General features: G+C 72.3%; 23 protein-coding genes, 1 tRNA gene and 1 riboswitch. Of the genes, 5 read left to right on the top strand and 19 right to left on the bottom strand.

Translation table 11 applies throughout. The features are described 5' to 3' along the window. Positions 1 to 12 precede the first annotated feature (12 nt). The gene (locus tag EBO35_RS08845; RefSeq protein ID WP_206516087.1) at positions 13 to 789 is read left to right on the top strand and encodes a sulfotransferase-like domain-containing protein; all 777 of its coding nucleotides are present in this window, start codon (positions 13 to 15) and stop codon (positions 787 to 789) included. A 98-nt stretch (positions 790 to 887) separates the two neighbouring features. Here the strand turns inward: EBO35_RS08845 and EBO35_RS08840 are convergent, their stop codons facing one another. After that, positions 888 to 1799 carry an arginase family protein gene (locus EBO35_RS08840; protein ID WP_122817385.1) on the bottom strand — a complete coding sequence of 304 codons (912 nt, stop codon included), beginning with the start codon at positions 1797 to 1799 and terminating at the stop codon, positions 888 to 890. A gap of 185 nt (positions 1800 to 1984) precedes the next feature. On the opposite strand from EBO35_RS08840, the gene EBO35_RS08835 reads away from it, so the two are divergent. Then, positions 1985 to 2308: a YidH family protein gene (locus tag EBO35_RS08835; protein WP_122817384.1), complete on the top strand. Its 324-nt coding sequence runs from the start codon at positions 1985 to 1987 to the stop codon at positions 2306 to 2308. Here EBO35_RS08835 and EBO35_RS08830 read toward each other — a convergent pair. Beyond that, a complete protein-coding gene (locus EBO35_RS08830) occupies positions 2292 to 2774 on the bottom strand; it encodes a hypothetical protein (RefSeq protein WP_122817383.1) in 483 nt (160 codons plus the stop codon). The two genes, EBO35_RS08835 and EBO35_RS08830, sit on opposite strands and share 17 nt — an antisense overlap. 724 nt (positions 2775 to 3498) lie before the next feature. Further along, positions 3499 to 3571: riboswitch (cobalamin riboswitch) on the top strand. Positions 3572 to 4047: 476 nt separating this feature from the next. Here EBO35_RS08830 and EBO35_RS19960 point away from each other — a divergent pair. Continuing rightward, positions 4048 to 5106, top strand: a complete 1059-nt coding sequence (locus EBO35_RS19960) for a helix-turn-helix domain-containing protein (RefSeq protein WP_241153935.1) — start codon at positions 4048 to 4050, stop codon at positions 5104 to 5106. A gap of 428 nt (positions 5107 to 5534) precedes the next feature. Here EBO35_RS19960 and EBO35_RS08815 read toward each other — a convergent pair whose 3' ends face one another. Continuing rightward, positions 5535 to 9872: an Ig-like domain-containing protein gene (locus EBO35_RS08815; protein WP_122817381.1), complete on the bottom strand. Its 4338-nt coding sequence runs from the start codon at positions 9870 to 9872 to the stop codon at positions 5535 to 5537. 394 nt (positions 9873 to 10266) lie between these two features. Here EBO35_RS08815 and EBO35_RS20165 point away from each other — a divergent pair, with 394 nt between their 5' ends. After that, the gene (locus EBO35_RS20165) at positions 10267 to 10392 is read left to right on the top strand and encodes a hypothetical protein (protein ID WP_263457648.1); all 126 of its coding nucleotides are present in this window, start codon (positions 10267 to 10269) and stop codon (positions 10390 to 10392) included. Next, positions 10389 to 11291, top strand: a complete 903-nt coding sequence (locus EBO35_RS08805) for an IS3 family transposase (RefSeq protein ID WP_122817379.1) — start codon at positions 10389 to 10391, stop codon at positions 11289 to 11291. Before EBO35_RS20165 ends, EBO35_RS08805 begins: the two co-directional genes overlap by 4 nt. Before the next feature lie 70 nt (positions 11292 to 11361). On the opposite strand, the gene EBO35_RS08800 is transcribed toward EBO35_RS08805, so the two are convergent. The 16 genes from EBO35_RS08800 to EBO35_RS08725 all read right to left on the bottom strand — a co-directional run bounded on the left by EBO35_RS08800 (position 11362) and on the right by EBO35_RS08725 (position 23625). Next, a complete protein-coding gene (locus tag EBO35_RS08800) occupies positions 11362 to 12552 on the bottom strand; it encodes a tyrosine-type recombinase/integrase (protein WP_122817378.1) in 1191 nt (396 codons plus the stop codon). Positions 12553 to 12741: 189 nt separating this feature from the next. Next, positions 12742 to 12815: transfer RNA gene (locus EBO35_RS08795), tRNA-Pro, on the bottom strand. A 90-nt stretch (positions 12816 to 12905) separates the two neighbouring features. Beyond that, a complete protein-coding gene (locus EBO35_RS08790) occupies positions 12906 to 13481 on the bottom strand; it encodes a DinB family protein (RefSeq protein ID WP_122817377.1) in 576 nt (191 codons plus the stop codon). 205 nt (positions 13482 to 13686) lie between these two features. Then, positions 13687 to 15066, bottom strand: coding sequence for a ribosome biogenesis GTPase Der (gene der / locus EBO35_RS08785; protein WP_122817376.1), 1380 nt, complete (start codon positions 15064 to 15066; stop codon positions 13687 to 13689). After that, a complete protein-coding gene (locus EBO35_RS08780) occupies positions 15063 to 15824 on the bottom strand; it encodes a lysophospholipid acyltransferase family protein (protein ID WP_122817375.1) in 762 nt (253 codons plus the stop codon). The genes der and EBO35_RS08780 overlap by 4 nt, the downstream gene beginning before the upstream one ends. Before the next feature lie 20 nt (positions 15825 to 15844). Further along, positions 15845 to 16519, bottom strand: a complete 675-nt coding sequence (gene cmk / locus EBO35_RS08775) for a (d)CMP kinase (RefSeq protein WP_122817374.1) — start codon at positions 16517 to 16519, stop codon at positions 15845 to 15847. Between the two features lie 11 nt (positions 16520 to 16530). Further along, complete coding sequence (locus tag EBO35_RS08770; protein ID WP_241153934.1) at positions 16531 to 17622, bottom strand: prephenate dehydrogenase; 1092 nt, start codon at positions 17620 to 17622, stop codon at positions 16531 to 16533. A 70-nt stretch (positions 17623 to 17692) separates the two neighbouring features. Continuing rightward, positions 17693 to 18049: a VOC family protein gene (locus EBO35_RS08765; RefSeq protein WP_206422718.1), complete on the bottom strand. Its 357-nt coding sequence runs from the start codon at positions 18047 to 18049 to the stop codon at positions 17693 to 17695. Positions 18050 to 18090: 41 nt separating this feature from the next. Beyond that, positions 18091 to 18891 (bottom strand): helix-turn-helix domain-containing protein, encoded by an 801-nt coding sequence (locus EBO35_RS08760; protein WP_206422717.1) that lies wholly within the window; start codon positions 18889 to 18891, stop codon positions 18091 to 18093. Positions 18892 to 18927: 36 nt separating this feature from the next. Further along, positions 18928 to 19695, bottom strand: a complete 768-nt coding sequence (locus EBO35_RS08755; protein WP_122817371.1) for a pseudouridine synthase — start codon at positions 19693 to 19695, stop codon at positions 18928 to 18930. Then, on the bottom strand, positions 19692 to 20333 hold the full coding sequence (gene scpB, locus EBO35_RS08750; RefSeq protein ID WP_122817370.1) for an SMC-Scp complex subunit ScpB: 642 nt from the start codon (positions 20331 to 20333) through the stop codon (positions 19692 to 19694). The genes EBO35_RS08755 and scpB overlap by 4 nt, the downstream gene beginning before the upstream one ends. Continuing rightward, complete coding sequence (locus EBO35_RS08745; RefSeq protein WP_122817369.1) at positions 20330 to 21256, bottom strand: segregation and condensation protein A; 927 nt, start codon at positions 21254 to 21256, stop codon at positions 20330 to 20332. The genes scpB and EBO35_RS08745 overlap by 4 nt, the downstream gene beginning before the upstream one ends. Next, a complete protein-coding gene (locus tag EBO35_RS08740; protein ID WP_122817368.1) occupies positions 21253 to 21606 on the bottom strand; it encodes a hypothetical protein in 354 nt (117 codons plus the stop codon). The genes EBO35_RS08745 and EBO35_RS08740 overlap by 4 nt, the downstream gene beginning before the upstream one ends. Next, positions 21591 to 22406: a ParA family protein gene (locus tag EBO35_RS08735; RefSeq protein WP_122819525.1), complete on the bottom strand. Its 816-nt coding sequence runs from the start codon at positions 22404 to 22406 to the stop codon at positions 21591 to 21593. The genes EBO35_RS08740 and EBO35_RS08735 overlap by 16 nt, the downstream gene beginning before the upstream one ends. 417 nt (positions 22407 to 22823) lie before the next feature. Then, positions 22824 to 23117: a GNAT family N-acetyltransferase gene (locus tag EBO35_RS08730; protein WP_122817367.1), complete on the bottom strand. Its 294-nt coding sequence runs from the start codon at positions 23115 to 23117 to the stop codon at positions 22824 to 22826. Positions 23118 to 23190: 73 nt separating this feature from the next. Then, positions 23191 to 23625: a hypothetical protein gene (locus EBO35_RS08725; protein WP_164477873.1), complete on the bottom strand. Its 435-nt coding sequence runs from the start codon at positions 23623 to 23625 to the stop codon at positions 23191 to 23193. Positions 23626 to 23661 lie beyond the last annotated feature (36 nt).

Genomic DNA, 23661 nt, shown 5'->3' with positions numbered 1-23661 from the left:
CGGAGGTGTCTGATGACTTCCTCGTCCGTCCCCCGTCTCCTGGCGCTGTGGAGCGTCCCTCGCGCCCGATCCACGGCGTTCCTGCGCATGATGACCGAACGCCGCGACTACACGGTCGTCCACGAGCCGTTCTCCCGGGTCACCGACTTCGGCGAGGTCTCCGTCGGCGAGACCCGATGCCACTCTCCGGGCGAGGTGAAGACGGCCCTTCTCGAGCTCGCCCAGGACCGTCCGCTGTTCTTCAAGGACACCATGGACTTCCGATACCCGGCCGTCCTGACGGACGAGGTGTTCTTGCGGGCAGCCACCCACACCCTGATGATCCGCAACCCGCGTGACGTGGTCGCATCCCACCTCCGCGTCGATCCACGGGCAGGTCTCGCGGCCGTCGGTTTCGAGCACCTCGTAGAGCTCCACGAGACCATCACGGGGCTCACCGGCACCCGCCCGAACATCCTCGACGGCGACCAGTTGGTCGCCAGGCCCGTCGAGACCGTCAGGTGCTACTGCGACCACGTCGGCATCGCCTTCGACCCCGAGGCTCTCCGGTGGTCCGCCGGCCCGCTGGACGAGTGGCAGCATGCCTCGCAGGGATGGCACGACGAGGTCGCGTCGAGCACCGGGTTCACTGCCACGGCGGCGGTACCGCTGCCTGCCTCGCTCCAGGCGATCGCCGATGCCTACGTCGGGTATCACCAGCCCTTCTACGAGCGGCTTCGCGCGGAGGGCCGCTCGCAAGGAGCACCCGGGGGGTTGTCTGACCCGAGGACAGCGGCAGGCAAGCCCTGATTCCGGTGGCGACAACCCCGCCGACCCCGGCGCCCCCGACGCGCCCACCGTGTCCACCGTGTCCGCAACGGCGGCTGAACCTCCACCGAGGTGGAGGTTCAGCCGTTCCAGGCCGCCGCGACCTGGGCCATGAGCAGGATCAGCTCGCGGTCCGCGCGGGCGCGGTCCGCGGCGTGATCCAGATTGACCTCGGCCAACGTCAGCGTTCGGGCCTGGGGGATGGCCGCCAGTTGCTCCACGAGGCGCCTCAGCTCCGCCAGCGTCAGGCCGTCGACGCGACGGGTGTTCTCTGCCACGGCGAAGTCGTCGAAGTCCAGGACATCGGCATCCACGTGGATGAGGACTACGTCGTACTCGCTGGCCCACGCGCGGGTGCGTTCGGTGACCGTGGCCACGTCGGCTTTGAGCAGCTCGACCCCCTCGACGTGGAGCGAGTCACGCCGGATCTGCCCGCGCTCGAAGTCGGTCACGTTCGTCGCACCCAGGAGACGGATGTCCGCGGGCTCGAGGAGAGGCCGGCGGGGGCCCATGCCGGCCAGGGACGACTCGGTTCCGTCGAGGTCGAGCAGGTGCGCCACACCCATCCAGTCCAGCCGGCCGTCGGCGGTGTCCGGCACGTTCAGGTCAGCGTCGTAGTCGACGTAGACCAGGCCCACCCGGTCGACCGCGGCAACCGCCGCCGCTACGACGCCGATCTCCACGGTGCAGTCACCACCCAGCACCAGAGCTCTGCTTCCCGCTGCGAGCGGCTGGCGCAGCCGTGCTGCCACATCTCGGGAGGCGGCGACTACGTCCTGGAGGTTTCGCGCACGTTCGTTCCCGGCATCCCGCCTATGTTCGCGTCGAGGGACGTCTCCCAGGTCCTCGAGGCCGGAGTGGACGGCACCGAGCGCGTCCATCAGACCTGCCGTGCGCAGCCGGGCCGGGGTGAGGTCCTGCCCGGGCCCATAGGCCGCGGCAGCAGTCGGCGCACCGAGAAACACCAACCGGCCGTCGCCGTCCGTGGCCATCCTGGCTCCTCTCTCAGAGATGACGCCGACAGTGTGCCCACCGCCGCCCGGATCGAACCGGGACGAACCGGTGCAGTTGTCCCCCGTCAGCTCTGCGGGATTCTGGCACCTCGAGGCGCCTCGGTCCGGGCGTCCCCGCGTCGCCCCACCCCGTCGTACCCGTCCTCCTCGGCCCCGGAGCTCCCATGACCGTCGACTACCGATTCCTCCTCGCCAACGAGCGGACCTTCCTGGCCTACACCCGCACCGCGCTGGCCCTCGACGTGACCGGGCTCGGCGTTCTGGGGCTGCCCAGCGACGTCCCCCAACTCGTCCGGATCTGGCTCGGCGCACTCCTGGTGGCCGTCGGGGCGTGGGTCAGTCTCACCGGCTGGTTGCGCTGGCGGCAGAACAACCGCGCCATCCGTGGGAACGAGGAGATGGAGGCGCCGCGCGCGCTCGGCCCGCTGGCCATCGCCCTGGTTCTCATCTCCGGGTTCGGCGCGCTGGGCATCATCGTCGGTCAATGACGACGACCGCCTCGCCCCCGGCCCGAGCACGCAGCAGACCGCCGGCCTGCATCGCTGGCTCCCGGCGGCTTTGCGCTCTGCCTCCGCTGAACTGCCTGGATCCGCCGCGATGCGCGTGGTCATGCCGATGAGCGTGGGCCGGGTTCCGGATCCTCACGAGTGCGTCCTCGAGTCCCCGGCCATGAGTCTGTTTCAGGCCGGTCAAGTCATCGAGCGACGCGTGGCGGATCGTCAGCCCGGAGAGGCTCCTGGTGGACGCGGCCCGGTCGCTGGCGCGCAGAAAGATGCGCCGCCACTCCCCCAGCCACTCGGCCAGGGTCCGCTCGGAGTCGCGCACCGGAGCCCCGGCCGCGACCCGGCGCCGCGCCTCCTCGGCCTTCGCCCGCGCCTCGCGTCGGGTCCGGCCCCGGAAGAAGGCGCGCCGGGTGCTGCCGTCCTCGTCGGTGATGGTGATCGCCACCATCACCCGCCGATCCGGCCGCGCCCGGCGTCCGGCCGGAGACGACACGGCCGAGCAGACGGCACGTCGCCGGGGTCCGGCACCCGGCGCCGGGAGCCGCCAAGGGGGCGAGCACCCGGGGCGAGCACCAAGGGCGAGGTTCCCGCGGCCCGACCGAGGAGGAAACCTGTGGCGAAGTGTGGCCACACGGCTCCACAAGCACAGAAGCCGTCTCCCGCAGGAGCGAAAAACGGCCTCTGACCTGCAGTTTCTTCGGTCGGGCTGACAGGATTTGAACCTGCGACCCCTTGACCCCCAGGCCGTCTGGGGCGCCTATCACTGTGTTGCCAAGAGTACCCCGTGGCGGACGTTTCCCCAGGTCAGACCCGGTCTTTGCAACAAGGCGCTAACGAGCACAACAGGCGGCAACGGTCGGGTTTCTCGCACGAAGTGTGGCCACAAGTGTGGCCACCGCCGGCCAGCCAGCCAGCCAGCCAGAGCCGGGCTAGTCCGTCCGCACCCCGCGACGAGGTTTGCAAGCACCCGGCAGCGGTGCTCAGCAGTGTGATCCCGCACGGCCGCGCCGTACCGCCGGGTTGCTACCGAGGCCTCGCTGACTTACTCGACAAGCCGCCGCTCGACAAGCACCTAATGTGCAACGTCCTCTTCGCCACCCGCGTTGACCACCAGCCCGGCAGCCGGCTGCCCCAATCCCTGGCTCCTCCCGTAGGTGCGGCCCACGCCCTCGCTGCAGGAACCCGGTGCGACTCCGGGGCGGTTCCGCCACTGTGACCCGGCCTTTCGAGGCCGCCAGCCAGACACTGAGCCGAGGGCGATCCGACCGCAACACGGGGCGAGAACCCCGAGGGAGGAACCCGGCCATGGCCGCGTCTGCCCACATCTGCCTGCTCTCCACGTCCGACAGCGACCTGCTCTCGGCGCGGGCGAGTGACGCGAGCTACGCGCTCGCCAACCCCACCCGCGGCACCGGCGGCGAACTCGACGCCGTCACCGAGGAGGCCGACCTCGTGGTGGTGCGCCATCTCGGCTCTCCGCACGACCTCTGGGACGGGCTCGCCCAGCTCCGCCCTGCCGGCACGCCGCTGGGCGTGCTCGGCGGGGAGCAGCAGCCCAGCGCCGAGCTGATGGAGCTCTCCAGCGTCCCGATCGGGACCGCGGCGCAGGCCCACCGCTACCTGGCCGAGGGAGGTCCGGGCAACCTGGCCCAGCTGCACGCGTTCCTCTCCGACACCGTGCTGCTCACCGGTGCCGGCTTCGCGCCGCCGGAGGAGATCCCCGCGTGGGGCCTCGCCGAGCGCGCCGTACCGACCGGCGCCAACCCCCTTCACCAGAGCCTGCCGCGGATCGGGGTCCTCTACTACCGGGCCCACCAGGCCAGCGGCACACCGCCTTCGCCCACGCGCTGGCCGATGCCGTCGACGCGACCGGCCGGGCGACCGGCGTCCCGATCTTCGCCGGCTCGCTGCGCAGCGCCCCCGACGACCTCTTCGAGGCCCTCGGCACCCTCGACGCCCTCGTCCTCACCGTGCTCGCCGCGGGCGGCAGCGTGCCCGCGTCGGCCAGCGCCGGCGGCGACGACGAGGCCTGGGACGTCGAGCGCATCGCCGCCCTGGACCTCCCGGTGCTCCAGGGCCTGTGCCTGACCAGCAGCCGCGCGGAGTGCGCGGCCAACGACGACGGCGTCACCCCGCTGGACTCGGCCAGCCAGATCGCGATCCCCGAGTTCGACGGCCGGATCACCGCGCCGTTCTCGTTCAAGGAGATCGGCGCCGACGGCCTGCCCCGCTACGTCGCCGACCCCGAGCGCTGCCGCCGGGTCGCCGAGATCGCGGTCAACCACGCCCGGCTGCGGCACGTGCCGAACGCGGAGAAGAAGGTCGCGCTGGTGTGCTCTCGCCCTACCCGACCAAGCACGCGCGGATGGGCAACGCGGTCGGCCTTAGACCCCGCGCACCTTCTCGAAGTCGCAACGCGGGCCGCCGGCCTGAATCAGGCTGAGGTGGCTCGGCGGGGTGGCACGTCCCAGGCGACGGTCATTGCATACGAGCGTGGGCTGAAGTCACCGTCGCTGAAGGGCGCGGCACGTCTGCTGGGCTTGATGGGCTGGGAGTTCACGCTGCAGTCGACAATCGACTTCGAGGAGTATCACCCGCCGGGGATCCCCGCCTTCTGGGTGCCAAACCTGTTGTGGCGGGTGCCGACACCGGGCTGCTTCGACACCCTGGGGATGCCTGACCTGCTGCAGTACACAGCCCCGGGCGAGTGGGACCTGGCCGACCGGACCGACCGTCGGCATGCCTACGAGGTGCTGATCCCCGAGGGCGTCCCCCGCAGATGATCCGCTGGCTCGACGGCGCGTTCCTCGTCGATCTGTGGGACGAACTCGACCTTCCCGGTCCTGTCCGCGCTACCTCTGGCTGCCCGCGATCGCATCGGCTCGCGAAGGCAGATCGGTAGACGCTCTTAAGTGGTACGGGCAGATTCCAGAGATCGCACTCGCCAGGATCCGGGGGCGCGAGCCAACTCCGCCACCGCCACCTCCTCCACCACCTCGGCGCTCACGCTTCGACCCGAGGCCGGAACCATGAGTCTCGTCGTTCTCAACGCAGGTCCGTGTCGGACCGCACCTTTATCCCCCCGACTCAGATCAGAGCGAAGCGATCCGGTTTGCCGCAGCGACTGCGGCAGCGCGCCCCGTGTCGACATGACAAGGTCATGGCGTCACACGATGTGAGTCCTCGGGAGCCGCGCCCCTTCCCCGCCATTTCAGCCCTTCTTAGCCCGTTTGACGACGACGGTCCGGACCGCTGAAGTCGCAGGCTTGGCGGTCGCGCTGCCGGCGTACGACGCGGACAGCCGGTGCTTGCCAGGCTTGAGACGCAGCTTCACCGTTGCGCGCCCCTTCACCGCGATCGTCCGGACAACCTTCCGCCCGTCGCGGATCACGACTGTGCCGGCGCCGACCCCTCTCAGCTGGACGCGGAGCTTCGCCTTCTTGCCGGCCCGGACCTTCCGCGGGGTGTCGAGGACGAGCCCCGTGCTGGCCAGGGGCTGCGCGGATACGACGACCACCGGCACCTGGACCAGGAACGTCCGGGCCGCCGGGCTGGCGTCGATGTTGCCCGCGGCGTCGATCGCGCGGAACTCCACTGCGTGCGAGCCGTCGGCCAGGTCGGCGAGGGTCATCGGGCTGGTGCAGTCGGCCCAGGCACTGCCGTCGGTGCGGCACTGGAGCCGCGCCGTGTCACCGGCCGTCCCGTGGAACGCGAACGCAGTGGACCGGGTCGCGATCGTCGCGCCCGCGGCCGGGCCAGAGTCGATCGTGGTGTCGGGCGCGACCGTGTCGACCGTGACCGACCGGGTCACCGGCGTCTGGTCCTGGTTGCCGGCCGCGTCCTGGGCCCGGAACGCGACCGTGTGCGGCCCCTCGCCCAGGTCGGCGAACGTGGCCGGGCTGATGCATTCCGTCCACGCTGCGTCGTCGACCCGGCACTGGATCTTGTCCGTGTCGTCGACGGTCCCGTGGAAGCCGTACGTCGCCGCGTCCGTGGCGATCACCCCGGTCGGGCCGGAGTCCACGACGGTCTCGGGCGCGACCGTGTCGACCGTGATCTCAGCGGTCGCCGGCGACTGGTCCTGGTTGCCGACCACGTCCTCGGCGCGGAACTCCACCGTGTGATCGCCCTCGTCGAGGTCGGTCAGCTCCAGCGGACTGCTGCAGACGGCCCAGGACTCGTCGTCGACGCGGCATTGCAGCGTGGCGGTGTCGCCCTCGGTCCCGTGGAACTCGTACGTCGCCTCGTCCGCCGCGATCACCCCGGTCGGGCCGGCGTCCACCACGGTGTCCGGCGCGTCGGTGTCGACCGTGAAGGAACGGCTGGCCGGGGTCTGGTCCTGGTTGCCCGCCGCGTCCACGGCGCGGAACGCGACGGTGTGGTCGCCCTCGGCCAGCTCCTCGAACGTGGCCGGGCTCTCGCAGTCGGCCCACGCAGCGTCATCGAGGCGGCATTGCAGCGTGGCGGTGTCGCCCTCGGTCCCGTGGAACTCGTACGTCGCCGTGTCCGCCGCGATCGCCCCGGTCGGTCCGGAGCCGATGGTCGTGTCCGGGGCCACGGTGTCGACCGTGAAGGAACGGCTGGCCGGAGTCTGGTCCTGGTTGCCGACCGCGTCCTGTGCCCGGAATGAGACCGTGTGGTCGCCCTCGTCGAGACCGGTCAGCTCCAGCGGGCTCGTGCAGTCCGCCCAGGCGGCACCGTCGACCTGGCATTGCATCTTGGCCGTGTCAGCGGCAGTGCCGTGGAACTCGAACGTGGCCGCGTCAACGGCGACGGCACCGGTCGGGCCCGAGCCGATGGTCGTGTCCGGGGCCACGGTGTCGACCGTGAAGGAACGGCTGGCCGGGGTCTGGTCCTGGTTGCCCGCCGCGTCCACGGCGCGGAACGCGACCGTGTGGTCACCCTCGGCCAGCTCCTCGAACGTGGCCGGGCTCTCGCAGTCGGCCCACGCAGCGTCGTCGACGCGGCACTGCAGCGTCGCGGTGTCGCCCTCGGTCCCGTGGAACTCGTACGTCGCCTCGTGCGTGGCGATCACCCCGGTCGGGCCGGAGTCCACGACGGTCTCGGGCGCGACCGTGTCGACCGTGATCTCAGCGGTCGCCGGCGACTGGTCCTGGTTGCCGACCACGTCCTCGGCGCGGAACTCCACCGTGTGGTCGCCCTCGTCGAGGTCGGTCAGCTCCAGCGGACTGCTGCAGTCGGCCCACGCAGCGTCATCGAGGCGGCATTGCAGCGTGGCGGTGTCGCCCTCGGTCCCGTGGAACTCGTACGTCGCCTCGTCCGCCGCGATCACCCCGGTCGGGCCGGAGTCCACCACGGTCTCGGGAGCGATCGTGTCGACCGTGAACTCAGCGGTCGCCGGAGTCTGGTCCTGGTTGCCGACCGCGTCCTGTGCCCGGAATGAGACCGTGTGGTCGCCCTCGTCGAGACCGGTCAGCTCCAGCGGGCTCGTGCAGTCCGCCCAGGCGGCACCGTCGACCTGGCATTGGATCTTGGCCGTGTCAGCGGCAGTGCCGTGGAACTCGAACGTGGCCGCGTCAACGGCGACGGCACCGGTCGGGCCCGAGCCGATGGTCGTGTCCGGGGCCATGGTGTCGACCGTGAACGCACGGCTCACCGGTGACTGGTCCTGGTTGCCGACCGCGTCCTGTGCCCGGACGCGCATCGTGTGCGCCCCCTCGGCCAGGCCGGTCAGGCTCAGCGGGCTCGCGCAGTCCGCCCACTCCGCGGTGTCGAGCTGGCACTGCAGCTTCGCGGTGTCGCCCGCCGTGCCCCGGAACACGAAGGTCGCCGTCCGGGTCGTGATCGTGGAGTCGGCCGCAGGACCGGAGTCGAGGAACGTGTTCGGCGCCGACGTGTCGACGCGGAAGGTCCGTTCCGCCTCGGTCACGTCCTCGACGCCGCCGCGCCCGACGGCGTACACGCGGAAGGTGTGCTGGCCCTGGCTCAGGCCGGTGAATGTCCTCGGGTTGGTGCACACCGACCAGGCCCGGGAGTCGATCTGACACACGAACGAGAGCGCGGCCTCGGCCGGGTCGCCGGCAAAGGTGAACGTCGTCGACGTGCTGGCGATCGTGGCGCCTTCCGCCGGGCCGGTGAGGATCACCGTGTCGGGGGGCGCGATGCGCTCGAGCACACCGTCCGCGACGACGCTGGCACCGGAGGGGACCACGACCGGCGTCGCCTCGGCGAAGGTGTCCGCGTCCTGGTAGTACTCGTCCGCGAACGGGCCGATGTCGCGGCAGTTGCGGAACCCCACGAAGTACGTCCCTGACAACACGTTCTCGAACGCGTAGTTGCCGCCGCTGTAGGTGACGACCGGGTCCAGCACGCGCTCGCCGGTGGCGTCCAGCAGGTCGACGCAGACCAGCTCCAAGCCGACGCCGTCGTCATCGGTGACCGTGCCGCGCACCTTGCCACCGAAGACCATCCGGGCGTCGATACCGGTGGTCTCGCGGCCCATTGACGCCATGAAGACGTCCGCGGTCTCGAACGTCGCTCCGTCGTACCACTGGTCCATGACGTAGGGCTGGTCCCCACACGAGGTGAACTGCGTGACGAACAGGCCGGGATCGACGTCGACCCGGTAGCGGCCGTCACCGTCGGTGCGCACCTGCCAGCTGGTGTTGGTCTGGTCCAGGGTCACGTTCACGCAGACGCCCGCGAGGGGGTTGCCGGCGGTGTCGGTGACCCGGCCCGAGACCACAGGCTGGACGGTCGAGGGCTCGTCGGCGAAGGCGACCTCGGCGTCGACGACCGTCTCCTGGGCAACGACGACCGTGACAGGCTGCGCCAGCTCGTAGATCTCCGCGTCGGGGTAGAACTCCTCGACGATGCCGGAGCCGCAGTCGTTGAAGCCCGCGCGGTAGGTCCCGGGCGCGAGCTCGTTCACGCGATAGTGGCCCGCGGCGTCCGTCACGGCGTACCCGGCCCCCATTCCGTCCTCCCCGTATGCCACGACGCAGACCAGGCCCAGGCCGACATGCTGTCCGTCCACGACCTGGCCGGAGATGACCCCGGTGGTGGCGATGCCGAAGTCGAGCGCGATCTTGACGGAGCCGGAGACCCCGTCGTACCCGTCGACGGCGATCCGGTACGTCGTGCCAGCGACGACCGGGAACGACATCCGACCCTGTCGGCTGCCGGTCGCGGAGTCGTCGTCCACCGAGCCGATGAGGACGAGGTTGCCGACGGACTCCCCGGTGTAGACCGCCAGCAGCGTGTCGAAGGCGCTGCCGGCGAGGTCGACGTCCACGCTCCCGTCGTCCGGCGCCGTCCAGGAGAACCAGATCGACTTGCCGCCGGCGTTGTCCGCGTGGCCCGGCTCCCCCGACTCCTTTGTCGCGGCGGCGTTGCTGCCGGTGACGGTCACGGGGGCACCGGTCAGGACCTGGGCGTCCGCGAAGTTGTCGTTCGCAGGTGCCGCGAAGGCCGGCGCCGGGACGACGACCAGACCGACGACCCCGATCAGGGCTCCGAGCAGAAGGGGCAGGAGCCGCCTGCGGCGACCGTCCGAACGAAGCGCGGACCGGACGCGTGAAGGCGACATGGCCGTGACGGTAGCCACCGCCCAGCGAGCCCGTGGGCTTTCGTCAACAACCCATCCCTACGGGTGGCGGAGGACACAATCCGGCGGCGTGCGAGCCAGGAGCCCCTGTTGGCCTCGGGGTTCGTCAGAGCCCGATGCCCCGATCAATCGAAACCGCTAGCTGTGATTTGGAGTGCCCCCGGTAGCCCGGACACCTTGAGTGAGGCGACGATGGTCGCCCGAGAGGAGTCCGTATGCCGGCACCGAAGAGTCCTGAGTTCCGTCGCCGAGCAGTCGAGCTGGCCCGGATGCGGGAGAAGCCGATCTCGCAGATCGCGAAGGATCTCGGCATCGCCGAGTCCGGTCTGCGCTGTTGGAGAAACAGGCCGATGTTGACGAGGGCAAGCAAGAGGGCTTGACCAGCGATGAGCACGCCGAGCTGGTCCAGCTGCGCCGCGACAAGCGGGTGCTCGAGATGGAAGTGGAGATCCTCAAGCGCGCCAGCGCCTACTTCGCTCGGGAGAACGTCCTCCCAAAATGATCTTCCCGGTGGTCTGTGAGCTCGCCGCGGACGGGGTTCCCGTCGCGGTGACCTGCCGGGTCCTGAACGTCTCGACGTCGGGCTACTACGAATGGCGCCGGCGGCCGGCCAGCGCGCGGGCGTGGGAGCAGGCGCACCTGATGGAGGCCATCCGCCAGGTCGACGCCGCCTCCTACGGCACCTACGGCCACCGCCGTGTCCATGCCGAGCTCGTCCTCGGTCACGGCGTGTGCGTCAGCCACGGCCGGATGGAGCGGCTGATGCGCCACACCGGCGTGCAGGGCGTGCACCGGCGCCGGCTGAGCGGGTGCACCCGCAGGGACGAGGCGGCCACGCCGTCGCAGGACCTGGTGGAGCGCAACTTCACCCCTGATGCGCCGGACCGCCTCTACGTCGCAGACGTCACCCAGCACCGCACCAGCGAAGGGTGGCTCTACTTCGCGGTCGTCATCGACTGCTTCTCCCGCCGCGTCGTGGGCTGGTCGATCGCTGACCACATCCGCTCCGGGCTCGTCGTCGACGCCCTGCAGATGGCGATCTGGAACCGACGCCCCGCCCCCGGCGCGATCCACCACAGCGATCACGGGTCGACCTACACCAGTTGGGCCTTCGGCCACCGGCTCCGCGACGCCGGGCTGCTCGGGTCGATGGGATCCATCGGCGACTGCTTCGACAACTCCGTGGCCGAGAGCTCCTTCGCCACCTTGCAGACCGAGCTGCTGGACCGCTCGACATGGCCGACCCGCGAAGGCCTGGCGAACGCGATCTTCGCCTTCGTCGAGGGCTTCTACAACCCGACCCGGCGCCACTCGACCCTCGGCTACCTCAGCCCCGCCGACTACGAGGCTCAAGCCGCCCTGACCGGCCCTACTGGACCCCACGCCGAGACCGCAGCATGATCACATCCACCCAACCCTGACCGTCCGGGGAACCGGGGCACTTCAGGCCTCCCTGGATGCCTACGTGTCCTCAAAGGTTCAGCGCCTCTGAGACCGCGACCGCCGCGGCCCGGGATGCCTCGTCGGTGAGGTGGCCGTAGGTATCCACGGTGATCACGATCGAGGAGTGCCCCAGGTTGCGGCTCACCACGTGCACCGGCACCCCGTGCAGCAGCGCGGCGGTAGCGTAGGTGTGGCGCAGCGTGTGCACGCTGATCTCCGCCAGGTCGGCCTGGGCGCACGCCAGCCGGACCGTGCGCAGCAGGTTGCGCGGATCCACCGAATGGCCGAACTCGGTGGTGAACACGAACCCGGTCTGCTCCCAGAGGTTCGCGGCCCGCAGGCGTTCCTGGTTCTGTCGGCTGCGGTGGGTGCGCAGCAGCTCCAGCATCGCCGGGCTCAGCGACACGGTGCGCCGCGAGCGGGCGGTCTCGGGCTCGATCACCTGCAGCCGTCCGGCTTGGCGGACCAGGGAGCCGGTGACCTTGAGCTCGCCGCGGTCCAGGTCGACGTCGGCCCAGCGGGCCGCGAGGGCCTCGCCGCGGCGCAGCCCGGTGCCCAGGATGAAGCGCAGCACCGGCCCGTAGCGCAGGTCCGCGGCGCCGGCCAGCAGCCGCGCCACCTCCTCGGAGGTCAGGCTGGCGGCCTCCTGGTGGATGCCGCGGGGCCGGTTGACCCGCAGCACCGGGTTGGTGGCCAGCAGCCCGTTGGCGACCGCGTCGTCCAACGCGGCCCGCAGCGCGGCATAGGCGTTGCGGCGGGTGCTGGCCGCCTTGCCCGCCTGCTCCATCGCCAGCAACAGCCGGGTCACGTCGGTGGGCCTGAGCTGGCTCAGCCGCACCTGTCCGATCACCGGCTCGACGTGGCGGATCGTCAGCCCGGCGTAGAGGGCCTTGGTGGACGCGGCCCGGTCGCTGGCGCGCAGAAAGATGCGCCGCCACTCCCCCAGCCACTCGGCCAGGGTCCGCTCGGAGTCGCGCACCGGAGCCCCGGCCGCGACCCGGCGCCGCGCCTCCTCGGCCTTCGCCCGCGCCTCCCGCCGGGTCCGGCCCCGGAAGTACGCGCGCCGGGTGCCGCCGTCCTCGTCGGTGACGGTGATCGCCACCTTCACCCGCCGGTCCGGCCGCGCCCGGCGCCCGGCCGGGGACGACACGGCCGGGGCCGACGGCACGTCACCGGGGCCGGGCAGCCGGCGCCGGGTGCCAGGGGGTTGCTCACTCATGCTCGGGTTCCTCTCGTCTGTGCCCAGACGAATGGCCCGAGGAGGGTGCTCGGCGAGCACCCGGGGCGAGGTTCCCGCGGCCCGACCGAGGGAAGAAACCTGTGGCGAAGTGTGGCCACACGCCTCCACAAGCACAGAAGCCGTCTCCCGCCGGAGCGGAAAACGGCCTCTGACCTGCAGTTTCTTCGGTCGGGCTGACAGGATTTGAACCTGCGACCCCTTGACCCCCAGTCAAGTGCGCTACCAAGCTGCGCTACAGCCCGATGGTTCCCGGTAGCTTCCCCGGCGAACCGCGTGAACACTACCGCAGACTCCGCCGGGACCCGGAATCGGGTGGCGCCACGGCCAGGCGGTCAGCCCATCGTCTTCTGCCCGTCCAGCGTCTCCCGCAGGATGTCGGCGTGGCCGGCGTGCTGGGCGGTCTCCGCGACGATGTGGAGGAAGGCCCGCCGGGCCGACCAGGACTTGCCGGACTCGAACCACGGCGCCTCGGGCAGCGGCCACCGGGTGTCGAGGTCGACGGACGCGACCAGGGCGTCCGTCGCCGCCGCCACCTCGTCGTACGCCGCCAGCAGGCCCGGCAGCGTCTCGTCCTCGCGCATGATGAAGCCGTCCTGGTGCGCGACGACCTCCGCCGGAGGGTTGCTCCAGTCGATGTTCGCCCAGTCGACGCCCGGGCCGTCCGCCGGCCCCTCGACGACGAAGCGCGCCCACTCCGCCTCGACGGCGCACACGTGCTTGATGAGCCCGCCGAGGGACAGCTCGCTGGCGGTCGGCCGCAGCCGCGCCTGGTCGTCATCGAGCCCCTGGACGGTGACCCGGAACAGGGTCCGATGCTGGCGCAGCGCCTCCAGGAGGACGCTGCGCTCGTCGTTCAGGCTGACGGCCGGGTCGGGCGTGCCACGGGTCTGGGTCTCACTGTCGGTCATGCCTCGACCCTAGGACCGCCAGCGGTCAGCGGCTGTCCGCAATGCGACCTGGTTCGCTGGCGGACCGCCCCCCGAAAGAACAGGTGGGGACGGGGCGATTCTCGGCCTCCGAATCGCCCCGTCCCCACCAGTTGTTCGTCAGGGCCGGCCAGACCCCACCAGTTTTTCGCCCGGACCCGGAGCGGCACCGAGCCCGCCCCGGACCTCAGCGCTTGCGCTTCTCCCGCGGCCGCTGCTGGAGGATGATCGGGGTGCCGACGAAGCCGAACTCCTCGCGCAGCCGGCGCTCGATGAAGCGCTCGTAGGACGCCTCGAGCTTGCCGCTGGTGAACAGCACGAACGTCGGCGGGGCGACGCCGACCTGGGTGCCGAACAGGATCTTGGCCTGCTTGCCGCCCCGGACCGGGTGCGGGTGCTCGGCGACCAGGCGGCCCAGGAACGTGTTGAGCGCCCCGGTGCCGATCCGGGTCTCCCAGCCCGCCAGGGCCTTGTCGAGGGCCGGCACCAGCCGGTCGACGTGCCAGCCGGTGCGGGCGGTGATGTTGATCCGCGGGGCCCACTGCACCTGCACCAGGTCACGCTCGATCTCGCGCTCGAGGTAGTAGCGGCGCTCCTCATCGACGAGATCCCACTTGTTGAACGCGATGACCAGGGCCCGGCCGGCGTCGCGGATGGTCTGGATGATCCGCATGTCCTGCTCGGAGATCTGCTCCCCACCGTCGAGGACCAGGACCGCGACCTCCGCCCGGTCGATGGCGGTGTTGGTGCGCAGCGAGGCGTAGTACTCGTGGCCCGAGGCGGTCTTGACGCGCTTGCGGATGCCCGCGGTGTCGATGAACCGCCAGGTGCGGCCGCCGAGCTCGATCAGCTCGTCCACAGGGTCCACGGTGGTGCCGGCGACGTTGTCGACGACGACCCGCTCCTCCCCCGCCAGCCGGTTGAGCAGCGAGGACTTGCCGACGTTCGGCTTGCCGACGATCGCGATCCGGCGCGGCCCGCCGGAGACGCGGTCCTGCTCCGGCGGCGGCTCGGGCAGCGCGGCGAGCACGGCGTCGAGCATGTCTCCAGAGCCGCGGCCGTGCAGCGCCGAGACCGGGAACGGCTCCCCCAGGCCCAGGTTCCACAGGCCGTAGGCCTCGGCCTCGGTGCGCTGGTCGTCGACCTTGTTCGCGGCCAGCACGACCGGCTTCCCGGACTGACGCAGGATCCGGACCACCGCCTCGTCGGAGTCGGTGATCCCGACGGTCGCGTCCACGACGAAGAGCACCGCGTCCGCGAGGCTCACGGCCATCTCGGCCTGGGCGGCGATCGCGTGGGCGAGCCCCCGGGCGTCCGGGTCCCAGCCGCCGGTGTCGACGACCGTGAACGCACGCCCGTTCCAGTGGGCGTCGTAGGAGACCCGGTCGCGGGTGACGCCGGGGATGTCCTCCACCACGGCCTCGCGGCGCCCGATGATCCGGTTCACCAGCGTCGACTTCCCGACGTTGGGGCGACCGACGACGGCGAGAACCGGCACCGGTCCGGACCCGCTCCCGTCCTCGCCGGTACCGGCGGTGGGGTCGTGGTCGGGCAGGTCGTCGGTCATGGTGCTCCTTGGTCGGTGACGCCGGTCGCGGGATCCGGGTCTGAGTCCCCGGCCGGCAACGGGCCGGGCAGGGTGCGGCCGGTGAGGGCCTTGGCGTGGTCGAGATGGACCAGCAGATGCTCTCTGAGCAACATCGAGGTGTGCTCCACTTGTTCCTTGGTGCGTGGCCACGGCGCCGCCGGGACCGTGTACGGCGCGCCCAGGACGATGTCGATGCGGGCGCCCCGGTGCGGCAGCGAGCCACTGGTGCCGCCCGGGTCGCGGGTGCCGAAGAAGACCACCGGCACGACCGGCGCCCCGGAGACGAGCGCGAAGTACGCCGCCCCGCGGTGGAACCGCTCGAGCTCGCCGGTGCCGCGCTGGCCCTCGGGGAAGATGCCCATCGTGGCGCCGTCGCGCAGCACCCGCAGGCAGGCCTTCACCGCGCCCGGGTCGCTGCGGAAGCGGTCCAGCGGGATCTGCCCGGAGAACAGCAGGAAGCGCCCCACGGGGCCGCGGAACATCTCCACCTTGGTCAGCGCGTGCACGGGCCGGGGCGCGAACATCGCGAGCAGCGGCCCGTCCATCACCCCGACGTGGTTGGCCGCGAAGATCACCGGCCCGGTCGGCGGCACCAGGTCCGCGCCGTGCACGTGCACCTCGTAGCGGCGCCCCACCAACCCCCTGGACACCGGCCGCAGCCCGTGCAGGAGGAACCGCCACGGGAACCGGGTGCGGTCACTGCGCGGCAGCGCGCGGTGGTCGGTCGCGCTGCTCATCCGGAACTCATTCCCGGGGCTCACTCGACGGCTCTCACCAGGTCCACGACCTGGTCGATCACCTCGTCGAGCGTGTACCCCGTGGTGTCGATGTGGACGGCGCCGTCGGCCTGCACCAGCGGGGCGGTCTTCCGTCCGGAGTCGATCCGGTCGCGGGCCAGCAGCGACTGCTGGGTCGCGGCGAGGTCGCTGCCACCCTCCTCGGCGGCGCGGCGCGCGGCCCGGGCAGCCGGGTCGGCGGTCAGGTACACCTTCACCGGGGCGTCCGGGGCGACGACCGAGCCGATGTCGCGGCCCTCGACGACGATGCCGGGCCCGTCGAGGACTGCCTGCCGGATGACCTCGCGCTGCAGTTCCAGCAGCCGCGCGCGTACGTCGGGGACGGCGCTGACCGGCGACACGGCCCGGGTCACGGCCTCGCCCCGGATCGCCTCGGCCACGTCGACGCCGTCGACGGTGATCGTCGGGGCCAGCGGGTCGGTGCCGGACACGATCGTCGGCTCCACGGCCCGGCCGGCGACCGCCTCGGCGTCCTCCACCGGGACGCCGGCCTCCAGCATCGCCCAGGTCATCGCACGGAACATCGCGCCGGTGTCCAGGTAGCGCAGACCCAGCCGCACGGCCACCCCGCGCGACGTGCTCGACTTGCCCGAGCCCGACGGTCCGTCCACCGCCACCACGATCGCGTTGCTCACGGGGCGGCAGCCTACCGTTGCGTGGCCCAGCCGCGAGATTCCAGGGACCCGAGCAGGTGCTCGGCGCGCGACTCCTCGACGACGAGCTCCACGAGCCCGACCGGCCGGGCCGGGTCGTGGTCGATGCGGATGTCCTCGATGTTGACCTCGCTGGCGACCGCGTCGGCCAGCAGCCGGGCCAGCTCGCCGGCGTGGTCGGGGACCGAGACCCACACCGAGCGCATCGGCCGCGGCGGCCCGCCGTGCTTGCCGGGGATCGCCCGGGTCCCGGCCGCGCCGCGGGCCAGCAGGGTCTCCAGGCTGCCGCGGTCGCGCCGGCCGACGGCGTCGATGACCCGCTCCAGCTCGTCGCGGACCTCGCCGAGCAGGTCCAGCACCGCCTCGGCGTTCGCCGAGACGATCTGGCCGTAGAGCCCCGGGTCGCCGGCGGCGACCCGGGTGACGTCCCGGACCCCCTGCCCGGACAGCGCGAGGTGGTTCTCCGGGGCGTCGGCCAGCCGGGCCGCGACCAGGGACGCCAGCAGGTGCGGCACGTGGGAGGTGCGCGCGACGGCGCGGTCGTGCTCGCCAGGGGTCAGCCACACCGGCACCCCGCCACACAGCCGGACCAGCTCCTCGACCAGCTCGACGGCGTCCACCGCCGAGTCCGGGTGCGGGGTGATCGCCCAGGGGCGGCCGTCGAAGAGCGCCGCGGTCGCGGTCAGCGGGCCGGACTGCTCGCTGCCGGCCATCGGGTGGCTGCCGACGTACCGGGCCGCCTCGGGGTGGTCGGCGAGGGCGGCGAGGGGGCCGGCCTTCACCGAGCCGACGTCGGTGACCACCGCGCCGGTGTCGGCGCTGGCGTCCAGGGCCGCCGCGATGACCTCGCCGAGGTGGTCGGGCGGCACGGCGACGACGACCAGCTGGGGGCGGTCGGCCTCGGTCCGGGCGCGCCCGGCGCCGAGCCCGGAGGCGGTGCGCAGGTGCTCGGAGGAGATGTCGCTGAGGACCACGTCGATGCCGGCCCGCCGGCAGGCCAGGCCGATGGAGGCACCCAACAGCCCGGCGCCGACGACCTCGACGGGACCGGTGAGCTGCACGGCCCCGCTCGCTGGTTGCGCCACGTCACTCCCTGCCTCGCACCTGCTGGACCGGCCAAGGCTACCGGGCCCGGGCGCCGGGCCGCGGCGTGGCTCAGGAGGGCTGGTAGCTGCCGAACGACCAGTGGTTGCCCTCGGGGTCGGCGACGCTGCCGCCGCGTCCGCCGTAGTCCTGGTCCTCCATCGCCCGCTGCACCGTGCCGCCGGCGGCGAGCGCCGCCTCGAAGACGGCGTCCGGGTCGTCCGCGACCAGGTACGCCGCCGAGCCGCCGACGTTGTCGACAGCCGCGTCCGGCCGCTGGGACCCGAACATCAGTCCGCCACCACCCGGCCACAGCCACTCGGCGTGCACGACGACCGACGGGTCGGCCTGGTCGCGGTACGTCGCGTGCTCCACGAACCCCACCGCGGAGAGCCACGCGATCATCGCATCGGCGTCCCGGACGGACATGGTGTGCCACATTCTCACGTTCGCTGCCGTGCTCGTCTGAGTCATGGCCCCGACTCTGCCCCGACTCCCCCGCCGAGGTCTTGGACGAATGGGAACTCCTCGCGCAGCCAGGTGGTCGGGGTGCAGCCGGCCAGGGCCGTCCAGTCCCGCGTCAGGTGCGCCTGGTCGGCGTACCCGCACGCCGCGGCGACGTCGGCCAGCCGCCGGCCGGCGCGCAGCGCGTCTCGCGAGGCCTCGAGCCGGCTGACCCGCTGCAGCTCCTTGGGCGCCAGCCCGCACTCCGCACGCACCAGCGTCGTGAGGTGGCGTCGGCTGAGGCCGACCTCCTCGGCGACCGCCCCGACCGGGACGCCGCGGGTGAGCTGGGCCAGGGCCAGGCCCACGTCGGCGCGGGGCCGGAGCTCGCTGCGGCCCACCCGGGCCAGGGCGCGCAGGACCACGCCGGCGCGCCGGGCCGCGGGGGTCTCCGCGAGCTGCTCCGGCAGGTGCGCGAGCGCCGGGACGACGTCGGGCAGCTCGACGATCTCCCCCGCCAGCGCGGCGGCCGGGACCCCGAGCAGCGCTCGCGCGCCCGCCGGGCTCAGCGCCAGTTGCACGCCGACCTGGGTGCCGCCGTGGTGGATCTGCGCCGCGCGGCTGCTCAGCCCGGCCAGCGTCGACCAGTGCCGCGCCCGGCTCTGCGGCGCCCCGCTCCAGCCGACGTCGAGCGGGTCGCCCACCGGCAGCACCAGGGTCAGCGAGCCCGAGGGCAGCCCGCGGTGGGTCCCGGGCGCACCCGAGCGCACGTCGTAGGCCACCACCGAGGTGACGTACGGCGCGAGGGGCGCCGGCACCGCTGCCACGCCCCCACCCTGCCACCGCCGGAGCCGGCGCGGGAGTCAGAGCTGGGCGGTGTCCAGGAGCTCGCCGAGCTCCTCGCGGGTCAGGTCGCGCAGCTCGCCGGGCTTGAGGCCGGTCAGCCGGACCGGCCCGAACGCGGTCCGGGTCAGGCGGCGGACCGGATGGCCCACCGAGTCCAGGAGCCGGCGCACGATCCGGTTGCGGCCCTCGTGGATCACCAGCTCGACGATGGACCGGTCCTTGCCGTACTGCGGCCCGGAGGGCACCACCTTCGCGCGCGACACCGCGACCGGGCCGTCCTCCAGGGTCACCCCGGCGAGCAGCTTCTTGATCGTGGCGCGGGTGACCTCGCCCTCGACCTCGGCCACGTAGGTCTTGTCGACCTCGTAGGAGGGGTGCGCCATCCGGTGGGCGAAGTCGCCGTCGTTGGTCAGCAGCAGCAGCCCGGAGGTGTCGGTGTCCAGCCGGCCCACGTGGAAGAGCCGCTCGGGGCGGTCCGCCACCAGGTCCGAGAGGGTCCGGCGGCCCTCGGGGTCCGACATCGTCGACACCACGCCGCGCGGCTTGTTGAGCACCAGGTAGACCTGCTCGGAGACCGGCGGCAGCCGCTTGCCCTCGACGCGGATCACGGCGGTGCGCGGGTCGACCTTGGTGCCGAGCCGGGTGACGACCTCGCCGTCGACCTCGACCAGCCCGCCGAGCATCAGCTCCTCGCACTTGCGCCGCGAGGCCACGCCCGACTGGGCCAGCAGCTTCTGCAGGCGGACCAGGCCCTCGTCGTCGGTCTCGATCTCGGGGCCGCTCATGCCTGGTGCTCCTGGTCGGGTGCGGGGGTGTGGGTGGGGGTCTGGGGGCTCACGGGAGGCTCGGAGGGCTGGGCCATCGCGGTCAGCTCGTCCTCGAGGTCGTCCATGTCGGGCAGGTACGGCGCCAGCTCGGGCAGGTCCTCCAGGGAGGTCACCCCGATCCGCTCCAGGAAGTAGCTGGTGGTGCGGTACTGGTTGGCGCCGGTCTCGGTGTCCTGGCCGGCCTCCTCGACCAGCCCGCGGGCGAGGAGCGTGCGCATCACCCCGTCGACGTTCACGCCGCGGATCGCCGAGACCCGGGCGCGGGAGACCGGTTGCTTGTAGGCGACCACTGCCAGCGTCTCCAGCGCGGCCTGGGTGAGCCGGGCCTGCTGGCCCTCGAGCACGAAGGCCTCGACGACCCCGGCGTACTCCTCGCGGGTGTAGTAGCGCCAGCCGCCGGCGACGTTGCGCAGCTCGAAGCCGCGGCCCTGCTCGGCGTACTCGGCGGCCAAGGCTGCCAGCGCGGCCTGCACCTCGTCGACGGAGTGCCCCACGGCGCTGGCCAGCGTGAGCGCGTCCAGCGGCTGGTCGGCCACCATCAGCACGGCCTCCAGCGCGGGCCGCAGCTCGGCGGGGGTCGAGACCTCGTCGCTCATGTGTCCTCTCCTTCGGGGGTCCCGCGTACGTCGGGGGCGGCGGGCTCGGTGGGGGCGCCGTCGAACTCGTCGCGGACCAGCTCGTCGACGTCCGCGTCGTCCTCGCCGGTCCAGCGCACGCTCAACTCGCCCAGCGGGGTCACCTGGTCGAAGGAGACCACGCCCTCGCGGAACAGCTCCAGCAGGGCCAGGAAGCGGGCCACTGTCGTGAGCCGGTCCGGCGAGTCGCCGCACAGGGCCCGGAAGGTCATGGTGCCGCTGCGGCGCAGCCGGTCCACGACGATGCCGGCCTGCTCGCGGACGCTGACGGTGTTGGCGTGGATGTGCTGCAGGCTCACCTCGACCACCGGCTTGGGCTCCATCGCCTTCGCGGCGAGGGCGGCGAACTGCTCCAGGCCGATCCCGATCAGCACCTCGGGCAGCAGGTTCGCGAAGCGGTCCTCCAGCCCCACGGCCCGCGGGTGCCGGCGGGCCTCGGCGCCCAGCCGGGTCTCGAGCACGCCGGCGACGAGCTTGAAGGCGCGGTACTGCAGCAGCCGCGCGAAGAGCAGGTCGCGGGCCTCGAGCAGGGCGAGGTCCTCCTCGTCCTCGACGTCGCCCTGCGGGAGCAGCCGGGCGGCCTTGAGGTCCAGCAGCGTGGAGGCGACCAGCAGGAAGGACGTGGTCTGCTCCAGGTCCCAGACCGGGCCGCCGGCCTTGACGTGGGCGATGAACTCGTCGGTGACCTGGGAGAGCGCGACCTCGGTGATGTCGAGCTTGTGCTTGGCGATCAGGCTGAGCAGCAGGTCGAAGGGGCCCTCGAAGTTCTCCAGGCGCACCGCGAACCCGCCGGGCTCGTCCCCGGGCTGCTCCCTCGGCTGATCACCGGGCTGGGCGGCCCCGGACCGGGGGCCGCTGGTCGTGCTCTCGGGCGCCGAGGTCATCCCTCGCTCAGCCGTCGCACCAGCGCGCTGTCCTCGCCGTTCGCGTCGAGGTCGGCCAGCGCCAGCGCGACCGCCTCACGCACCAGCCGGCCGCGGTCCACCGCGAGCCCGTGGCCGCGCCGCAGCGCGAGGCGGGCGTGCTCGATCTCGAGCAGCTCCTCGGAGGTGATGTAGACGGTCATCTTCTCGTCGTGGCGGACCCGGCCGCTGGGCCGGCGCGGCTGCTCCGGGGCCGGGGCCTCCTCCGCCGGGGCGTCGGGCACGGCCCGGACCGCGGACTGCTTCTCCGGCGCCGGGGCGGTGGGCCGGAAGAGGTCGTCGGCGGAGGGCAGGCTCACCCGTCGAGGCATCGAGCGAGCACCTCCCGGGCCAGCTGGCGGTAGGAGTCGGCGCCGGCGGAGGACGAGGCGTAGGAGGTGATCGGCTCGCCGGCGACGGTGGAGTCGGAGAACTTGATGGTGCGGCGGATCACTGTGTGGAAGACCCGCTCGCCCCAGGCGTCGACCAGCCGCTCCATGACCTCGCGCGCGTGCAGGGTGCGGCCGTCGTACATGGTGCCGAGCACGCCGTCGATGACCAGGCGCGGGTTCAGCCGCTCGGTGACCTTGTCGATGGTGGTCTTCAGCAGCGCGACCCCGCGCAGCGCGAAGTACTCGCACTCCAGGGGCACGATGACGCCGTCGGAGGCGGTGAGCGCGTTGACGGTCAGCAGCCCGAGCGAGGGCTGGCAGTCGATGAGGATGACGTCGTAGTCCTTGACCGCCGGCGCCAGCACCCGGGCCAGGGTCTGCTCGCGGGCCACCTCGTGCACCAGCTGCACCTCGGCGGCCGAGAGGTCGATGTTGGACGGCAGCAGGTCCATGCCGGGCACGCCGGAGGGGACGATGACGTCCTCGACCTTGACGTCGCGCTCCATCAGCAGGTTGTAGACCGTCAGGTCCATCTCGTGGGGGTTGAGCCCCAGACCCACCGACAGCGAGCCCTGCGGGTCGAAGTCGACGAGGAGCACCTTGCGGCCGTACTCGGCCAGCGCCGCGCCGAGGTTGATGGTCGTGGTCGTCTTGCCGACCCCGCCCTTCTGGTTGCACATCGAGATGACCCGGGCGTTGCCGTGCTCGGTCACCGGCGCCGGCTCGGGGAACACCGGCATCGGGCGCCCGGTGGGGCCGAGCGCCACCTCGGAGGTCGGGGCGGCGGGGCGCTCGCGCAGGAGGGGCTGCTCGAACGGCAGGGGGTCGGACACGTGGTCATCTCCGGACGTGGTCGGTGGTGCCGGCGGGGTCGGGCGCGGGGTGCGCACCAGCGGGGGCAGCTGCGGGGCGCCGGTCCCGGAGTGGAAACCGCCATCGCTCATCTGCTGCTCCCGTCCCATTATGTCGACACGACGACTTGTGACCGACGGGTGGGAGCCTAGGTCCGCCCGCCGACGCCGAACAAGCGGGTGGGCGGAACCGGGGCACCGGTGCGGACATCTGTGCAGAGGCCCCGCCTGGCATGCACAGGGGGCGCGCCCCCTGTGCACAGACCTGTGGAGGACGGGCGGCCGGCGGCGGGGCCGGCCGGGCGCTCAGACCGGGTCGGCGACCAGGTCGGCGTAGTCGGGGTGCTTGTCGATCCAGACCTTGATGAACGAGCACATCGGCACCACGTCGCGGTTCCCGCTGCGGCGTACGTCGTCGAGCGCGCCCTGCGCGAGCGCGGAGCCGACGCCCTGGCCCTCGAAGGCGTCGTCGACCTCGGTGTGGGTGAACACGATGCGGCCCTCGCGCAGCACGTAGTCGGCGAACCCGGCGAGCTCCCCGCCGATCCGGGCCTCGTAGCGGCTGTTCTCCGGTGCGTTGGCGACGTCGACCTGACTCATGGCCCAGACCCTACGTGGCGCCGGATCGGGCGCCGTCACCCCCCGTCGCCGGTCCGCGCGACGACGCCACGGCTCAGCCGACGCGGGTGACCTCGTCCCCGGCGTTGAAGAGTGCTACCTCGTTCGTGGGGCCCGCGCACGCGGCTGCCATCGCCGCATCGCGCTCGCCGAGAATGACGGCCAGCCCGTCGGCGTCGTGGTAGCCACCACCACCGGACACGGCGTCCCCCATGGCGACGCGATCCCCATGAGCCAGGACGACCTCGCGGGCGTCCGCGTCCCAGGTGGTGCCCCGGGGCCAGACCACCGGCAGGCCGTCCAGCGTGAGACATCCGTCCTCGAACCTGACCTCACCGGCCACCAGGGCGTCGTCGCCGCTGCCGCTGCCGGCACCGGAGACGAGCAGCGGGCCGCTCGGGGGCGCCGCCCGCTCCTCGGTCGACGCGCTGCCGCAGCCGGCGGCGACCACCACCACCAGCGGTCCAGCGCCCAGGCGGGTCACCCTCATCGCTCCTCCTGCACCACATCCACCGTCCGGCGACGT

It is taken from the genome of Nocardioides pantholopis (assembly GCF_003710085.1).
GTDB classification, from domain to species: Bacteria; Actinomycetota; Actinomycetes; order Propionibacteriales; family Nocardioidaceae; genus Nocardioides; species Nocardioides pantholopis.
The sequence above is the reverse complement of the archived record's forward strand: the minus strand, read 5'-3'. Positions and strand labels throughout refer to the sequence as shown.

Excerpts from the sequence above, each read along its gene's own strand:
- EBO35_RS08845 (WP_206516087.1), top strand. The coding sequence starts at position 13 with ATGACTTCCTCGTCCGTCCCCCGTCTCCTGGCGCTGTGGAGCGTCCCT.
- EBO35_RS08840 (WP_122817385.1), bottom strand. The coding sequence starts at position 1,799 with ATGGCCACGGACGGCGACGGCCGGTTGGTGTTTCTCGGTGCGCCGACT.
- EBO35_RS08835 (WP_122817384.1), top strand. The coding sequence starts at position 1,985 with ATGACCGTCGACTACCGATTCCTCCTCGCCAACGAGCGGACCTTCCTG.
- EBO35_RS08815 (WP_122817381.1), bottom strand. The coding sequence starts at position 9,872 with ATGTCGCCTTCACGCGTCCGGTCCGCGCTTCGTTCGGACGGTCGCCGC.
- EBO35_RS08805 (WP_122817379.1), top strand. The coding sequence starts at position 10,389 with ATGATCTTCCCGGTGGTCTGTGAGCTCGCCGCGGACGGGGTTCCCGTC.
- EBO35_RS08800 (WP_122817378.1), bottom strand. The coding sequence starts at position 12,552 with ATGAGTGAGCAACCCCCTGGCACCCGGCGCCGGCTGCCCGGCCCCGGT.
- EBO35_RS08790 (WP_122817377.1), bottom strand. The coding sequence starts at position 13,481 with ATGACCGACAGTGAGACCCAGACCCGTGGCACGCCCGACCCGGCCGTC.
- der (WP_122817376.1), bottom strand. The coding sequence starts at position 15,066 with ATGACCGACGACCTGCCCGACCACGACCCCACCGCCGGTACCGGCGAG.
- EBO35_RS08780 (WP_122817375.1), bottom strand. The coding sequence starts at position 15,824 with ATGAGCAGCGCGACCGACCACCGCGCGCTGCCGCGCAGTGACCGCACC.
- EBO35_RS08765 (WP_206422718.1), bottom strand. The coding sequence starts at position 18,049 with ATGTCCGTCCGGGACGCCGATGCGATGATCGCGTGGCTCTCCGCGGTG.
- EBO35_RS08755 (WP_122817371.1), bottom strand. The coding sequence starts at position 19,695 with ATGAGCGGCCCCGAGATCGAGACCGACGACGAGGGCCTGGTCCGCCTG.
- scpB (WP_122817370.1), bottom strand. The coding sequence starts at position 20,333 with ATGAGCGACGAGGTCTCGACCCCCGCCGAGCTGCGGCCCGCGCTGGAG.
- EBO35_RS08745 (WP_122817369.1), bottom strand. The coding sequence starts at position 21,256 with ATGACCTCGGCGCCCGAGAGCACGACCAGCGGCCCCCGGTCCGGGGCC.
- EBO35_RS08740 (WP_122817368.1), bottom strand. The coding sequence starts at position 21,606 with ATGCCTCGACGGGTGAGCCTGCCCTCCGCCGACGACCTCTTCCGGCCC.
- EBO35_RS08735 (WP_122819525.1), bottom strand. The coding sequence starts at position 22,406 with ATGCCGGTGTTCCCCGAGCCGGCGCCGGTGACCGAGCACGGCAACGCC.
- EBO35_RS08730 (WP_122817367.1), bottom strand. The coding sequence starts at position 23,117 with ATGAGTCAGGTCGACGTCGCCAACGCACCGGAGAACAGCCGCTACGAG.
- EBO35_RS08725 (WP_164477873.1), bottom strand. The coding sequence starts at position 23,625 with ATGAGGGTGACCCGCCTGGGCGCTGGACCGCTGGTGGTGGTGGTCGCC.